Below are 14945 nucleotides of genomic sequence, written 5' to 3'. Positions count from 1 at the left end.
GTACCCCCTTTGACTGATTTCCCCGGCATGTAGTTGCACCGGCCCGGTCACGGTTCACCGCACACTGAGGAAAGGGGGCCGAGTCGCTGGAGGCATGACGCATGGCACGCGAGTCCGAATCCGGTCTGCCGATCGAGCCCGTCTACGGCCCCGACGCCCTGGACGGCTGGGACCCGGGCGAACGGCTCGGTGAGCCGGGCGGCTACCCCTACACCCGTGGTGTCCACCCGACGATGTACACCACCCGGCCCTGGACGATGCGCCAGTACGCGGGCTTCGGCACCGCCGCCGAGTCCAACGCGCGCTACCGGCAGCTGATCGCCCACGGCACCACGGGCCTGTCCGTCGCCTTCGACCTGCCGACCCAGATGGGCCACGACAGCGACGCCCCCCTCGCCCACGGCGAGGTCGGCAAGGTCGGCGTGGCCGTCGACTCGGTCGAGGACATGCGGGTGCTCTTCGACGGCATCCCGCTGGACCGGGTCTCCACCTCGATGACGATCAACGCGCCCGCCGCCCTGCTGCTCCTGATGTACCAGCTGGTCGGCGAGGAGCAGGGGGTGCCCGCGGACCGGCTCACCGGCACGATCCAGAACGACGTGCTCAAGGAGTACATCGCCCGCGGCACGTACATCTTCCCGCCCAAGCCCTCGCTGCGGCTGGTCGCGGACCTCTTCCGCTACTGCCGCGCCGAGATCCCGCGCTGGAACACCATCTCCATCTCCGGCTACCACATGGCCGAGGCCGGCGCCTCACCCGCGCAGGAGATCGCCTTCACACTCGCCGACGGCATCGCGTACGTCCGCACCGCCCTCGCGGCGGGCATGGACGTCGACGACTTCGCGCCCCGGCTGTCCTTCTTCTTCGTCTCGCGCACGACGCTCCTGGAGGAGGTCGCCAAGTTCCGTGCCGCCCGCCGCATCTGGGCCCGCGTCATGCGCGAGGAGTTCGGGGCGAGGAACCCCAGGTCGTGGATGCTGCGCTTCCACACCCAGACCGCGGGCGTCCAGCTGACCGCCCAGCAGCCGGAGGTGAACCTGGTGCGGGTGGCCGTCCAGGGGCTGGCGGCGGTGCTGGGCGGCACGCAGTCGCTGCACACCAACTCCTTCGACGAGGCGATCGCGCTCCCCACCGAGAAGTCCGCCCGGCTCGCGCTGCGCACCCAGCAGGTCCTGGCGTACGAGACCGACGTGACGGCGACCGTGGACCCCTTCGCCGGGTCCTACGTCGTGGAGTCGATGACCGACGACCTGGAGGCGGCCGCGCTGGAGCTGATGGCCAGGGTGGAGGAGCTCGGCGGGGCGGTGAGCGCGATCGAACGCGGCTTCCAGAAGGCCGAGATCGAGCGCAACGCCTACCGGATCGCCCTGGAGACCGACTCCGCGGAGCGAGTGGTCGTCGGCGTCAACCGCTTCCAGCTGGGGGAGGAGGAGCCCTACGAGCCGCTGCGCGTCGACCCCGCGATCGAGGAGGCGCAGGTCGCGCGGCTGGCCGCGTTGCGTGCCGGGCGCGACGGGCGGGCCGTGGACGCGGCCTTGTCCGCGCTGCGGAAGGCCGCCGAGGGCACGGAGGACGTCCTGTACCCGATGAGGGACGCGCTCCGTGCCCGGGCCACGGTGGGCGAGGTCTGCGGAGCGCTCCGCGAGGTCTGGGGGACGTACGTCCCCTCGGACGTCTTCTGAGTCACCCGGCGAAGCGGGTGAGCCAGGCGGTGACGCCCTCCGGGTCGCGCGTGGCGAGGCCGACGTAGCCGTCCGGGCGGACCACGAACAGGCCCTCGCCGTAGGTGCGGTGGACCGCGCCGCCGGGCCCGGCGCGGTGCGCGCGGGCGAAGCCGGGCAGCGCCGCGGGCGGTTCGGCGCCGACGGCCAGCACCGTGAAGTGGGGGCCGCGCAGGACGTCGAAGAGCCGCCCGCCGCCGGTCAGGGGCGCGTCGGGCGCGCGGCCCCCGGCCCGCGGGGCGTCCTCGGCGAGGCCCTCGCGGGTCTCGGCGGTGAGCGGGCCGTCGCGGTAGCCGAGACCGAGCTGGTGGACCTCGGCGCCCCGCTGGTCCATCGGCCGGCCCCGGCTGATCGTGCTGCGGTGCAGGTGGGTGCTCATGCCGAGGACGTCGGCGGCGACCGGCAGCCGCTCCTGCCCGTAGCTGCTGGAGCGCGGCATGGGTCAGGAGGTCCCCGGTTCCGACTGGCGGGACTGGATCGCCACCGCCTGCCGCGGCACCCGTGCGGCCCTGCTGGCCTACCGGGACGGCGCCAAGGTCTTCAGCGGCACGCACCTCACCGACGACAGCCACGCGGGCGCCCTGGAGCGCTACCCGGGTGCCTTCGTCGAGCAGGGCTTCCGCGTCGAGGACGCCCTCAACGCGTGGTTCACCGCGTACACCTTCACCATCGGCTTCGTGATCGAGGAGCAGGCCGTGCAGCCGCTGCCCGGCCGGCGTGACCCGCGCTACGACAGCGACGAGCGGCAGGCCCGTCTCGGCGGGGAGTTCCCGCTGGTGGGCGAGGCCGGCCGGGAGATGTTCGACCACTACGACGCGCGCTTCGAGACCGGTCTGCGGATCCTCGTCGCGGGCATCGAGCGGACCCTCGCCCCGGACGGCGCGCGGTAGTCATCGCGCGGTCGTCACCGCGCGGAGGGCCGGCGCGATCCTCCGCGCCGGCCCTCGTGGCCCTGACGGCCGCGGTCAGCCGCGGGACGTCACATGCCTGATCCGCCGTGCGACCCTGCGCACGGCCGGATTGGCGGGCAGGAACGCAAGCTGGGACGGCACCGCCCCCGGGAGCGCCAGGGACGCCAGCCGGCGCCGCTTGAAGTAGCGCCAGGTGGCGGTGTCCAGGCCGTCGGTCAGGTAGCGGACCGCCTCGTCCCGCAGATGCGCGTACGTCTGGTGCTGCATGCAGTAGCCCACGGCGCGCACCAGCGGCGTCAGGTCCCGCTCGACCCGCTCCGCCGTCGGCGGCCGCCAGGCTTCCGCCGCCTCGCGGTACGTCCGGTCCTCCAGGTCCGGCAGGAGGCGGTCGGCGATCGTGACGGGCACGCGGTTGCCGTTCTGGTACGGCGACAGCCGGTCCAGCACCAGCTCCGTGCCGACCCGGGCGACCGGCAGCCCGTACAGGGCGGACGCGGTGAACAGCGCGGTGGAGAAGCAGCCGACGACCAGCCGCGGGCGGGCCCGCAGGAAGAGCACCTCGGCGAGCTCGGACGCCCCGGCCACGGTCAGCTCCGCCCCCAGGGCCTCCGCCTCCCGCTCCAGCCGCCGGGACCAGTGCGCGGGCGCCGTCGGGTGCGGCTTGAAGACCACCGTGCGGTGCCCCGCCGCGACGGCGCCGCGCACCATGCGGACGTGCAGCTCCTCCTCCTCGGCGACGGTGAGGACGTCCAGCGCCGACAGGTACTGGCCGAGCAGCAGCGCGCCGCCCTCGGGGAGGGGAGCCGGGGCCGCGTCGTGCTCCGCGATCCCCGCCAGGACGCCGGTGAAGGCCTGCGCGGGGACGAGCCCGGCGGGGACGTCGTGCTCCGACAGCAGCAGCGGCCGCAGCCCGGGGACCAGGTCCAGGTGCAGCAGCCGGCCCACCCGGGTCGTGACCAGCGGGTCCAGCTTGTCCCGGGTCGGGCCGTAGACCATGAGGCCGTCGGCGTACACGTCGATCGGCGCGCCCGGGAAGACGTTCACCAGCGCCAGGGCCGGGTCGACGTGCAGGGATTCGACGACCAGCTCGACCGCGTCCTCGCCGAGGTCCCACAGCCGCCGAAGGTGGCGCTCCCACAGGGGCACGTCCTCGGGGCGCGGGGACCAGCCCGAGGGGTGCAGCGGGGCGATCGTGTCGTTCCACGAGAGCACCCGGTCGAAGCGGCCGCGCAGCGCACCGAAGCCCGGTGCCGTGTCCAGCGCCGGCGCGATCTCGGGCACGGCGGCGTTGTTGCTGACCAGCAGCAGCCTTCGGTCGGCCGGGGCGAACAGTCCGGCGTCCATCGCCGCGGCCACCGTGGCGGCGCCGAACAGCGTCGACGCCAGGAACATCTGGGTGCGGGGCATCACGCGGCCACCGCCCCGGCGACGCCGAGGCGCCTGCGTGTCCGGCGCAGCAGCAGGCTGCGCTTCATGTCCATCGAGTCCAGCGCCTCGTTCAGGACCTCCTGCGGCATCTGCTTCAGGGCGGCCGCGCTCATCGCCTTCAGCTTCCGCGCGACCCGGGGCTCGTAGCGGCCCATGGCGCCCAGGTGGTGCGCGATCACCGCGCAGTAGGTGCGCACCGCCTTGGGCAGGAAGCGGTCCGCGTCGGGGTCCGCCGCGGTCTCGGCGAGGACCTGGTCGAAGGAGCGGATGAAGTCCAGCTGGCGGATGTCGCCGATCTGGGTGAGCGAGGTGGCCACCCCGCGCCGGTAGAAGACGCCCAGCAGGCCGACGACCGCGAAGGACTTCGCCTCGCGGTGCAGCCGCCAGATCCACGGCCGGTCCTCGGCGGTGCGCAGCCCGTCGGGGAAGTGCAGCAGGCCCGCGTCGACCAGCCGCCGGTGGTAGATGCCGGCCCAGGCGTACGGGTAGTCCACCGAGGTCGTGCGGTCGGCGGGGAGGATCGCCTCGCGCGGGTCGAGGGCGACCCCGCGGCGGCCGTGCGGCACCCGGGCGACGGTGCGCCTGCGCCCGTGGGAGACGACGTGGTCGGTGCGCACGAAGTCGGTGCCGAGGGTCTCGATGGCCTCCAGCAGCCGGGGCAGGTAGCCCTCGGCCAGCCAGTCGTCGCCGTCGAGGAAGGTCAGGTACTCGCCCCGGGCGGCGTCGATGCCCGTGTTGCGGGCGGTGGCGAGCCCGCCGTTCCTGTCGTGGGAGACGAGTATCGCCCCGGGCAGGTCGGGCAGCGCGCGCTCGAGGATTCCCGGGGTGTCATCCGTTGCGCAGTCGTTCACGAGAATGAACTCGAAATCCGCGCGCGTATTCGCGCGGAGGCTCCTCAACATGTCAGGAGCAAAATCCTGCACGTTGTAGAACGGGACGATGACGGAGAGCTTAACCACGTCGCGCACCCTATGGGGCGGCTCGTCCCCCACCCTGACGCCTTCCCCACTCCCGGGTGAACGGGAGATGGCGGAATCATGAATCCGCCGCCAGGGGCAGCCGATTCCCCATTCGGCGGCGCGTTGTTAACCGTCCGTTGGCGTTGCGTTGGAGACCCGCTCGGAATGCATTCCTAGCGTCTGCGGCGTGCCAGCAAGTACCGCCGACCCGATCAGGGTCACCGTCCTCGCCGACTCGGACACCCGATGGAAATGGGGTGCGCTGACGGCGCGCCGCATCGCCCCGGAGGCGCGGCTCGACGCCCGCCTGCTCCGCGGCCGGGCGACCCCGACCGAGCGCCAGCTCGCCGAGGTCGGCATCCCCGCGGATTCGATGCGCGAGGTCACGGCCGCGCAGTTCCTGGCCGGGACCTCCCGTGACACCACGGACGTCGTCGTGCTCTCCTGCGTCGGCGGCACCGTCCAGGCCATGCTGCACGGACTCGCCCGCGCCTGGCAGGGCACCCCCCACCGCCCGGTCGTCGTCACCGGCTACGTCGGGGTCGTCTACGAGAAGCTCGCCGACGGGCTCCTGCTGCGGGCCGGTGCCGACGCCGTGCTCGCCAACAGCGCCCACGACGCGCAGCGCTTCCGCGACGTCTACGAGGGCGTCGGCACCGACGCCGGGACGGTCGTGGAGACCGCCCTGCCCTTCCTGGAGGGCAAGCCCTACGAGCCCTCCGGGGCCCGGCCGTTCACCGTGGTCTTCGCCGTCCAGCCCTCCGTGCCGGACAGCCGCAGGGACCGCACGTACCTGCTGCGCCGCGCGGTGGACCACGCGCGCTTCCACCCGGAGCGCGAGGTGCTGGTCAAGCTGCGCAGCAAGCCGGGCGAGCACACCACGCACATCGAGGAACAGCCGTACCAGAAGCTGGTGTCCAAGCTGGACCCGCCGAAGAACCTCAAGCTCGTCTACGGGCACATGGGCGAGGTCCTGGACCGCACCGACCTGCTGGTCACGGTGAGTTCGACGGCGGCGCTGGAGTCCATGCACCGCGGCATCCCCACGGCCGTCCTCACCGACCTCGGGATCCGCGAGGCGCTCGGCAACCACCACTTCCTCGGTTCCGGCGCCTACGCCTCCTGGGACCAGATCGACTCCGGCGAGGTGCCGAGGGTGCACCCCGAGTGGGCCCGCAGCCAGGGCATCGCCTCCGACGGCGACCCCTTCCGTGCCGTGCGCGAGCGCGTCACGGAACTGGCCGCCGCCCCTGTGCTCCCGCCGCTGGCGCCGTACTACACGACCACCACCGCGCCCGGTTACCTGCCCGGCGTGCTCGCCCGCCACGGCCTCGACCCGAAGGGCGAGCCGCTGCCCGGCGCCGCGACCGAGCCCGCCGAGCCCAGCCCGCTGCGCCGGGCCGTGCGCGACATCGCGCGCAACTCCGCGCGCGCCGCGTACCGCCAGGGCGTGCAGCGCGTCGCGCCCGTGATCCGCAGGTGGGGCCAGCTGTGAACCCGCCCCCCAAGTCGCAAGGAGCCACCATGCCAACGGTGTTGGCCGTCATTCCCGCCCGCGGCGGCTCGAAGGGCGTACCCGGCAAGAACCTCGCACCCGTCGGCGGTGTGCCGCTGGTCGTCCGCGCCGTGCGCGCCTGCCGGGAGGCCGACCTCGTCACCGACGTCGTCGTCTCCACCGACGACCCCGCCATCGCCGAAGCGGCCCGCACCGCCGGCGCCGAGGTCGTCCTGCGCCCGGCCGCCATCGCCGGGGACACCGCCACCAGCGAGGCCGCGGTCCTGCACGCGATGGACGCGCACGAGGCGATGACCGGGCGCGGCGCAGACGTGGTGCTGCTCGTCCAGTGCACCAGCCCGTTCATCACCACCGAGGACGTCAACGGCGTGGTCGCCGCGATCGTCGAGGACGGCGCGGACACGGCCGTGACCGTGGCCCCCTTCCACGGCTTCATCTGGCGTGACGCCGCCGACCAGATCGGCGCCGCCGCCGCGGCCGCAGACGAGGCCGCCGAGGGCGGCCGGTCCCGTACGACGGTGGCCGCCGCGACCGGCGGCTACGGCGTCAACCACGACAAGGCCCACCGCCCGCGCCGCCAGGACCGCCCGCAGGACCTGCTGGAGACGGGCGCCGCCTACGCGATGCGCGTCCCGGGCTTCCGCGAGGCGAAGCACCGCTTCTTCGGCCACACCGCGCTGGTGCGGACCGACCCCGCCAAGGTCCTGGAGATCGACGAGCCGGACGACCTGGCCCGCGCCCGCGCCCTGGCCCCGCTGCTCGACCCCGCGGCGGAGACCGCCCCAAAGGCGCCGGCGCACCCGACCCGCGACGACGTCGACGCGGTCGTACTCGACTTCGACGGCACCCAGACCGACGACACGGTGCTGGTCGACTCCGAAGGACGCGAGGCCGTCACCGTGCACCGCGGTGACGGGCTCGGGATCGCCGCCCTGCGCGACAACGGCCTGCCCGTCCTGATCCTGTCCACGGAGACCAACCCGGTCGTCGCCGCGCGGGCCCGCAAGCTCAAGGTCCCCGTGCTCCACGGCATCGACCGCAAGGACCTCGCACTCAAGCAGTGGTGCGAGGAGCAAGGAATCGCCCCCGAGCGGGTCCTGTACGTCGGCAACGACGTCAACGACCTCGGCTGTTTCGCGCTCGTCGGCTGGCCCACGGCCGTCGCCAACGCGCACGACATCGTCAAGGACGCCGCCCGCTCCGTCACCGCAATGCCCGGAGGAAGCGGAGCTATCCGCGAGATCGCCTCGTGGATCCTCGGCCCCTCACTTTCCCGAAGGGAACTCTCCCAGTGACCACCACCAACGCCCGCCTTCGTCCGATCGGCGACCGCCTGGTCGGCCCCGGCCAGCCCGTCTACGTCACCGGCGAGATCGGCATCAACCACAACGGCTCCCTCGAGGACGCCTTCGCCCTGATCGACGCGGCCGTGGAGGCCGGCGCCGACGGTGTGAAGTTCCAGAAGCGCACCCCGGAGATCTGCACCCCGCGCGACCAGTGGGACATCGAGCGTGACACCCCCTGGGGCCGCATGACGTACATCGACTACCGCCACAAGGTGGAGTTCGGTGAGGACGAGTACCGCGCGATCGACGCGTACTGCACCAAGAAGGGCATCGACTGGTTCGCCTCCCCGTGGGACGTCCCCTCGGTCGAGTTCCTGGAGAAGTTCGAGAACGTCCGCGTCCACAAGGTCGCCTCGGCCTCGCTGACCGACGACGAGCTGCTGCGCGCCCTGCGCGCCACCGGCAAGACGGTCATCCTCTCCACCGGCATGTCCACCCCGAAGCAGATCCGCCACGCGGTGGAGGTGCTCGGCAGCGAGAACATCATCCTGTGCCACGCCACCTCGACCTACCCGGCGAAGCACGAGGAGCTCAACCTGCGGATGATCAACACCCTGCAGAGTGAGTTCCCGAACGTGCCGGTCGGCTACTCCGGTCACGAGATCGGCCTGCAGACCACGCTCGCGGCCGTCGCCCTCGGCGCGGTCTTCGTGGAGCGCCACATCACCCTCGACCGCGCCAACTGGGGCTCGGACCAGGCCGCCTCCGTCGAGCCGCAGGGCCTGGACCGCCTGGTCCGCGACATCCGCATCATCGAGCAGGCGCTCGGCGACGGTGTCAAGAAGGTCTACGAGGGCGAGCTCGGCCCGATGAAGAAGCTGCGCCGCGTGCCCGGCGTCATCGCCGAGCAGGAGGCGGCCCAGGCGGCCGCCGCGGCCGAGCCGCAGTCGGTGTCGGCCTGATCCATGAGCGACAGCGGCACTCTGGCACTCGTAGAGAGCCCCGTTCAGCTGCTCAACGTGCTGGAGTGGGCGCATGTTCACCCGCCCGCGGTGCCCACGCCGCGGCCCGGGACGGTCACGGCCGTCCCGGGCCCGGCGGCGCCCGGGCGGCCGCTCACCATCGTCGCCCTCGCCCCGCGTGACCCCATGACGCGTGGCCAGCTCCGCCGCATGACGGAGCTGGCGATGGACGAGGGCATCACGGTGCGCTGGTGCGAAGCCCGTTCCTCCCGGGGTTCGCTGGTGCGCACCGCCGTCGAACTGACCCCGGCCCTGCGGGCCGCGGGACGGGTCGTCCTCGGCGACCCCTTCTCCCGGCTGGTGCAGGTGCTCCTGCCGCTCAGCCGGGCGAAGGAGATCACCGTCGTGGACGACGGCACGGCGACCATGGAGTTCACCGAACTCCTCACCAGGGGTGCCCGGCTCGTCCGCTGGCACCGCAGCGGCCGCCGGCTGTCGCCGGTGGACGCGGCCTTCGGCGTCTTCGCCTCTGCCGCCCGGCGCCGACTCACCCCAGGTGCCGGGCGGCGGGTCGAGCTGTTCAGCTCGATGCCCGCCTCGCCTCCCCCCGGAATGGCGCTGCGGACCAACCGCTTCGCCTGGACACGGGCACGGTTCGGCCCGCCCACCATCAGTGCCGGCACCGACATCGTCGGCACCTCCCTGGTGGAGACCGGGGTGGTCGACCCCGAGCGCTACCTGGCCGCCGTCGCCGCCCTGACCAGGGCGCACGGTGCCACCCGCTACTTCGCGCACCGCCGGGAGAGCGCCGACAAGCTGCACCGGCTCTCCGCGGAGACCGGGCTGCAGATCGTCCGGCCCGACCTGCCGCTGGAACTGATCGCCCGCCGTGGCCCGATCGGGCACACGGTCCTGAGCTTCCCCTCCACGGTCGTGCACACCCTGCCGCTCGCCCTGGAGGGCACCGGCGTCAAGATCACGGTCTGCGACGTCGATCCGGAGTGGCTGACCGACCGGGCCTCGCCGCGGGCCCAGAGCTTCCTGTCCGGGATCACCGGCAGCGCCCGCGACCTGCACGGCCTGGCCTCGGTGGCCTCGGGCACGGCCGCCGCCAACTGAGCCCGTCCGGCCGTCCGGTCGGCCCTCCGGTCGGCCGGACGGACGCGACCGACCCGCACCGACCCGCCGGCCCGTTCCGCCGGCGGGTCAGTGCGTCACGGAGACGAGCTCCATCTCCGTCGGCAGACCGCCGCTGCCCAATTGGGCGGCCAGCCGGCCGGCGGAGCTGCGGGTGTAGTTGCCGGTGATGACGGCGGTGCCGCCGGTGATGGCCGAGTTGACCAGCGGCGCCGACAGCACCGCACCGTCCAGCACCATCGCGCACTGGTTGGCCGGGCTCAGCTGTGCCGCCAGCTGCGCGGTGAGGTCGGCGAACTTCCGTGCGCCGCTGCTGCCGAAGGTCATCCGGATCTGCCATCCGGTGGCGTTCCGCGCGTCGAGCACGGCCTCCGCGTCGCTGATCTCGGTGCCGCCCAGGGCGACGGGTCCGAGCAGGTACTTCGTCCACGTGCCGCTCTCGGCCCGTTCGGCGCAGGCCACGGCCCACCGTGCGGCGCCCTGCTGGTGGTCGACCCGCTGGGCGGGCGCCGAGCAGTCCAGAGCGGCGTACTCCGCGCCGCCGGGAGCGGAGCCACCGGTGCCGGTGCCGGTGCCCGGGCCGGGACCCGTCCCGGAGCCGGACGGGGACGCGGGCGAGCCGGCGCCGGAGGCCTCCAGCAGCACCACCGGCCGGAAGACCAGGACCGCGGGCTTCCCCAGCGAGGCGATCTCCCGCTCGCTCCCTCCGCGCAGGGAGAGGGTGACCCGGCCCGCGCCGGCCTCCACGGTGACGTCCTCGTAGCCGAAGCCCTCGGCACGCCGCCCCATGAGGTCGGCGATCTGCCGCAGCCGCGCCGCGTCCACGGGATCACGCGGGGCGAACACCGCCGTGGTACGGGGGCCGTCGGCGGACTTGCCCGCCCCCTCGCCGTCCCCCGGCAGCGAGCACGCCGCCGCCAGCGCCGCACAGCAGACCGCGAGCGCCGCCATCGACCGCCCACGGCGCGGACGCTCACCCACCGGTGATCGCCCGTACGCTCTCGTGCACCGCCGTGACCAGCCCGGTCAGCGCGGTGGCGTCGCCGACGAGGGCCCGCAGCCGGGTCAGCCGTTCGCCCACCCGGCGCCCGTCCACCTCCTCCGCCGTGAGGTCGTCCGCCAGGGCACCGGCCTCCTCCCCGGCGGCCTCGGCGCCCTCCAAGGCGTCCAGGCGACGGCGGAGTTCGCCGATCGCGGCGAGCGCCGTACGCAGCGCCTCGTCGTCCGTGCCGTCCTTGCGGGCGGACGCTCCGCGCCCGGCGGCCAGGGCCGAGCCGCTGACCCGGGCGTCGCCCGCGATCACGATGCCGTGGTTGATCTGCGGAGCCGGATCCTGCGGCGTCACTTCGCGCCCCCCTCGCTGCCCGTCCCGGCCGCGGGCTGCCGGCCGCCGGTGGAGATCGCGGCGGCACCGGAGCCCGCCGCGATGCTGCCGCTCATGGAGCCGCCGGTCATCATGATCCCCTGGTTGAGGATGACATTCCGATGCTGCGTCAGATCCCCTCGGTCCAGGCCGTGTTCGGCGAGGAACTCGGTGAGTGTGCCGAGGATCTGCAGCTCGATCTGCTTGCCGATGCGCGTGACGTCCACCTTCTGGAAGAAGTCGCGGTAGGTGTGCGAGGACGCCAGCTCGCGCAGGCTGATCCTGGCCCCGAAGTCATAGCGCCGGTCGTCCGCGATGGCCGTCCGCTGCGCCGCCAGGGCGCGCTCGCGCCGGGCCGGGGCGCGCAGCTCCGCGTAGGCGTCGGGCAGCGCGGAGATCAGCACCGAGCGGCTGAGCAGCAGCGCGTCCGCGAGTCCGGGCGCCGCCTCCTCGGCCTCCTCGGGACGGGAGACGGAGTCGGCGACCCGGTAGGCCTCCCGGACCGGGGTCAGCACCAGGGTGTCTGCCTGCAGGTACAGCGTCGCCCCGCTCACCGCGGTCTGGACGAAGACCGACAGCACCAGGTCCGTCCCCCAGCTGCGCACCTGCGCGGCCAGGCAGTGCCGTACGGGGCCGTCGACGACGCCCCGGGCCGCCGCGATCCGCTCCGAGGAGAGCTGGTCGGCCGGCCTGCCCTCGGGCGGCCAGTGACCCGCGGCGCCGGGCCAGAACACCGCCTCCCCGTACAGCGCGTTCTGCCGCAGTTCCGTGCCGTGGACGAAGACCTTCTCCGTGACCTCCAGGCCGGGGATCCGGTCCACCGGGGAGGCCGCGGCCGCGCGCAGGGCGTCGAGGTCGTCGGCCATCCGCCGGATCAGCCCGGCCGTGTCGAAGGGCACCGCAGGCGGCTCCTGCCCGGAGCCCGGCTCGTGGCCCTCGGGGGTCAGCCGCATCGCGAAGGACCACGAGGTGACCTCGTCGCCCGCGCCCACGAAGGGCCGGTAGCCGCTGTAGACGACGAGGTTCGCGTCGCCGCCCACGGAGGACTGCGGGAGCCCCGCCGCGTCCGGGGCGCGGGGCGGATCCTCCGCGGGGGAGCGGAAGGCCTCACGGGTCAGCTGCTCACGGATGGCCTTCCACGCCGCGTTGCGCTGCTCCCAGGTGAACAGCCACGGGCAGCCGATCAGCAGCACCAGCGTCAGCAGGAAGGTCACCACCGGTCCGGCACTCGGCCAGAACGGCACCAGCGCGCCGAGCCAGGAGGCCGCCAGCAGGACGGCGAGCTGCACCGCCAGGGCCCGCAGCACCGCCATGACGGCCGGGTCGCGCTGCCCCTCCCGGACCCGGCGCCGCCGCGGCACCACCGAGCCCGTCTGCGTGCCGCCCCCGGGCAGGAAGGCGGTGGCGAACCAGTAGGCGAGGGTGGTCACCGGGGCGACCAGCAGCGACAGGACGAAGACGGCGCCGACGGCCAGATCCCGTTTGCGCAGGTCGCGCAGGGTCTGCTCGGCGTGGGCGCCGACCCGGTCGAGGTCGACGCCGTAGGACGGCGCGCAGGCCCGGTACCGCTCGTCCCGCAGCTCGTGCACCACCCGGCGCGCGAAGCCCTCGTCCAGACGCGCCCCCGCACACATGTAGCGGGTGGACGCGCTCCAGTCCTCCTCCGCGCCGTACGGAGCCGCGGAGGCCCCCTGCGGCGTCCGCGGCGCGTGCCCGGGGCGGGGCGGCGGCACCGCGGCCGCGCCTCCGTCTTCCGCACCTCCGTCGTCCGCACCCCCGTCTTCCGCGCCGTACGCCTCCGTGTCCCCGGTGGCCCCCGTGCTCCCGGCGCCCGGGTATCGCGATGTCACACGCCCCACCCCTTTTCCCCTCGTCACACCAGTCTGGTGGCCGCCGGCGAGCCCCCGTAAGGCGTGGCAAGAGGGAAAACCGGTCGCGCCGGGGCGTGTTGTAGTGCGGGGGCGCGCAAGGGCGCGCGGGACGGCGGCCGGTGTCGTTCCACTCTCCGCAAGATCCACTTCACCGAGCGGTCACCCGTACCCGGTTGTCTTGATCCATGGCAACGGCACCGAGGTCCGCGCCGCGCATCGCGGTCCTCGCGGACAGCGCGCTCGACGGCGACTCCCGGGCGCACCGTGTGGCGGCGGCCGCGGCCGCCGCGGGGTACGAGGTCACCCTCATCGGCCGTGCCCCGGAGGGGCCGCACCCCTCCGGACGCGGTGCCGGCACCGCGCCCGGGGGAGTGCGGCTCATCCGCGTCACCGTCGCCGAGACGCTCCACCGGCGTCGGCTGCAGCGCCCCCGTCCGGGCCTGCGGCACGCCCTCGCCTACCGCAGCTCCGAGTCGCACGCCTACCGCAACGCGCTGCTCGCCGCCCACACGGCCCTGCTGGCCTCCCGCGCGGCCGAGCTGGACGTGATCCACCGCCCTTTACCGGTGAAGGCCGCCGCCCGTCTGGCCCACGCGGGCGGCAGGTTCCGGCACGTGCTGCGCCGAGCCTGGACGGCGCTGCGCTCGGCGCAGTACCGCGCCGCCGTCCGCCGCCGCGCCACCCCCGGCGGACCCCTCGAGGGCGCCGCCGCCACCGCGACCCGGCTGCTGCTCGGCAAGCGCTGCTGGCGCCGGCTCGACCCGCTCCTGCTAGACCTGGAGATCGCCTACGGCCCGGTCCTCGACGAACTGCGCCCGCACCTCGTGCACGCCCTGGGCCACCGGACCCTGGGCACCGCCGTGCGGGCCGCGATGCGCGCCGAGGGCACCGGCCACCGGGTGGAGGTGGTCTGGGACACCACCGCGAAGGCCGAGCCCACCCGCCGTGCCGCCGTCGCCCGCGACGCCCACGAGCGCAGCTACGTGCCGCTGACGGACGGCGTCGTCACCGTCGCCGACACCTACGCCGACCGCCTCCGCGAGCGCCACGGGCTGCCCGCCCGCCCCGCGGTGGCCCGCAACACCCCGCCGCACGAGCCGCTGCCCTCCCCGCCGCCGCCCGGCGTCCGCGACCGCTGCCACCTCGCCGCGGAGGTCCCGCTGCTGGTCCACAGCGGCTCCGCCGGCCCCGCCCGCGGCCTGCTCACGGTCGTCGACGCGCTGCCCAAGCTGTACGACCTGCACGCCGCGCTGGTCGTCCCCGACCTCGACGACCCCTGGATCCGCACCCTCACCGGCCGCGCCGCCGAGCTGGGCGTGGCCCGCCGGCTGCACGTGCTCCCCTATGTGCCGCCCGCCGAGATCCCGCGCTTCCTGTCCTCGGCCGACATCGGGGTGCTCCCGGTGCACCGCTTCCCCGACCGGCAGGTCGCGCTTCCGGCCCGTTATTTCGAGTACGCGCACGCCCGGCTGCCCGTGGTGGTCAGCGACGTCCGCGTGCTGGCCCAGCCGACCCTGGAGATCGGCAACGGCGAGGTCTTCCGGTCGGGGGACACCGCCGACTTCGTCCGTGCCGTCGGCGCCGTGCTGACCAACCCGCGCCGCTACCGCAAGGCCTACGAGCGTGCGGACGTGCTGCGCGAGTGGTCCTGGCAGAAGCAGTCCGAGCCGCTCATCGACCTCTACGCGCGGCTCCTGGGCCCGCGCCGCCCCTCCCCCGAGCCGTCCGGATCCGGGGCTCCCGCCGCCTTCGCCTGAGCCGCCAGGGGCCGGTCACAGGGCGTTGCCTCGC

13 protein-coding genes are annotated in these 14945 nt (G+C 74.1%); 7 read left to right on the top strand and 6 right to left on the bottom strand.

The genetic code is table 11. The features are described 5' to 3' along the window. Positions 1-101 precede the first annotated feature (101 nt). A complete protein-coding gene (locus tag ACFV3E_RS22050) occupies positions 102-1682 on the top strand; it encodes an acyl-CoA mutase large subunit family protein (RefSeq protein ID WP_500536149.1) in 1581 nt (526 codons plus the stop codon). A gap of 1 nt (position 1683) precedes the next feature. Here ACFV3E_RS22050 and ACFV3E_RS22045 read toward each other — a convergent pair whose 3' ends face one another. Then, positions 1684-2160: a hypothetical protein gene (locus ACFV3E_RS22045; protein WP_500536148.1), complete on the bottom strand. Its 477-nt coding sequence runs from the start codon at positions 2158-2160 to the stop codon at positions 1684-1686. Between ACFV3E_RS22045 and ACFV3E_RS22040 the strand changes: the two genes are divergently transcribed. Beyond that, positions 2159-2611, top strand: a complete 453-nt coding sequence (locus ACFV3E_RS22040; protein WP_500536147.1) for a TetR/AcrR family transcriptional regulator C-terminal domain-containing protein — start codon at positions 2159-2161, stop codon at positions 2609-2611. The genes ACFV3E_RS22045 and ACFV3E_RS22040 overlap by 2 nt on opposite strands. A 75-nt stretch (positions 2612-2686) precedes the next feature. On the opposite strand, the gene ACFV3E_RS22035 is transcribed toward ACFV3E_RS22040, so the two are convergent. Both ACFV3E_RS22035 and ACFV3E_RS22030 read right to left on the bottom strand, forming a co-directional pair. Further along, the gene (locus tag ACFV3E_RS22035; RefSeq protein ID WP_500536146.1) at positions 2687-4039 is read right to left on the bottom strand and encodes a polysialyltransferase family glycosyltransferase; all 1353 of its coding nucleotides are present in this window, start codon (positions 4037-4039) and stop codon (positions 2687-2689) included. After that, positions 4039-5019 carry a glycosyltransferase family 2 protein gene (locus ACFV3E_RS22030; RefSeq protein WP_500536145.1) on the bottom strand — a complete coding sequence of 327 codons (981 nt, stop codon included), beginning with the start codon at positions 5017-5019 and terminating at the stop codon, positions 4039-4041. Before ACFV3E_RS22030 ends, ACFV3E_RS22035 begins: the two co-directional genes overlap by 1 nt. 187 nt (positions 5020-5206) lie before the next feature. On the opposite strand from ACFV3E_RS22030, the gene ACFV3E_RS22025 reads away from it, so the two are divergent. Genes ACFV3E_RS22025 through ACFV3E_RS22010 form a run of 4 tightly spaced genes read left to right on the top strand, consistent with a single transcriptional unit; the run spans position 5207 to position 9902 of the window. Continuing rightward, a complete protein-coding gene (locus ACFV3E_RS22025) occupies positions 5207-6514 on the top strand; it encodes a DUF6716 putative glycosyltransferase (RefSeq protein WP_500536144.1) in 1308 nt (435 codons plus the stop codon). 29 nt (positions 6515-6543) lie between these two features. Beyond that, positions 6544-7830, top strand: coding sequence for a cytidylyltransferase domain-containing protein (locus tag ACFV3E_RS22020; RefSeq protein ID WP_500536143.1), 1287 nt, complete (start codon positions 6544-6546; stop codon positions 7828-7830). Further along, positions 7827-8783, top strand: a complete 957-nt coding sequence (locus tag ACFV3E_RS22015) for an N-acetylneuraminate synthase family protein (RefSeq protein WP_500366905.1) — start codon at positions 7827-7829, stop codon at positions 8781-8783. The genes ACFV3E_RS22020 and ACFV3E_RS22015 overlap by 4 nt, the downstream gene beginning before the upstream one ends. Before the next feature lie 3 nt (positions 8784-8786). Further along, positions 8787-9902, top strand: a complete 1116-nt coding sequence (locus ACFV3E_RS22010; protein ID WP_500536142.1) for a hypothetical protein — start codon at positions 8787-8789, stop codon at positions 9900-9902. Positions 9903-9989: 87 nt separating this feature from the next. Here the strand turns inward: ACFV3E_RS22010 and ACFV3E_RS22005 are convergent, their stop codons facing one another. The 3 genes from ACFV3E_RS22005 to ACFV3E_RS21995 are packed head-to-tail and all read right to left on the bottom strand — an operon-like array spanning position 9990 to position 13133. Then, positions 9990-10871, bottom strand: coding sequence for a SecDF P1 head subdomain-containing protein (locus tag ACFV3E_RS22005; protein ID WP_500536141.1), 882 nt, complete (start codon positions 10869-10871; stop codon positions 9990-9992). Positions 10872-10893: 22 nt separating this feature from the next. Continuing rightward, a complete protein-coding gene (locus ACFV3E_RS22000) occupies positions 10894-11265 on the bottom strand; it encodes a hypothetical protein (protein ID WP_500536140.1) in 372 nt (123 codons plus the stop codon). Beyond that, positions 11262-13133 carry an AbeC-like domain-containing protein gene (locus tag ACFV3E_RS21995; RefSeq protein ID WP_500536139.1) on the bottom strand — a complete coding sequence of 624 codons (1872 nt, stop codon included), beginning with the start codon at positions 13131-13133 and terminating at the stop codon, positions 11262-11264. The genes ACFV3E_RS22000 and ACFV3E_RS21995 overlap by 4 nt, the downstream gene beginning before the upstream one ends. 206 nt (positions 13134-13339) lie before the next feature. Between ACFV3E_RS21995 and ACFV3E_RS21990 the strand changes: the two genes are divergently transcribed. Beyond that, a complete protein-coding gene (locus tag ACFV3E_RS21990; protein WP_500536138.1) occupies positions 13340-14911 on the top strand; it encodes a glycosyltransferase in 1572 nt (523 codons plus the stop codon). The last annotated feature ends 34 nt before the right edge of the window (positions 14912-14945 follow it).

Source organism: Streptomyces sp. NPDC059718, from assembly GCF_042733315.1.
In the GTDB taxonomy this organism is placed as follows: Bacteria; Actinomycetota; Actinomycetes; order Streptomycetales; family Streptomycetaceae; genus Actinacidiphila.
Note: the sequence above shows the minus strand (reverse complement) of the source record. Positions and strands in the feature narration are given on the sequence as shown.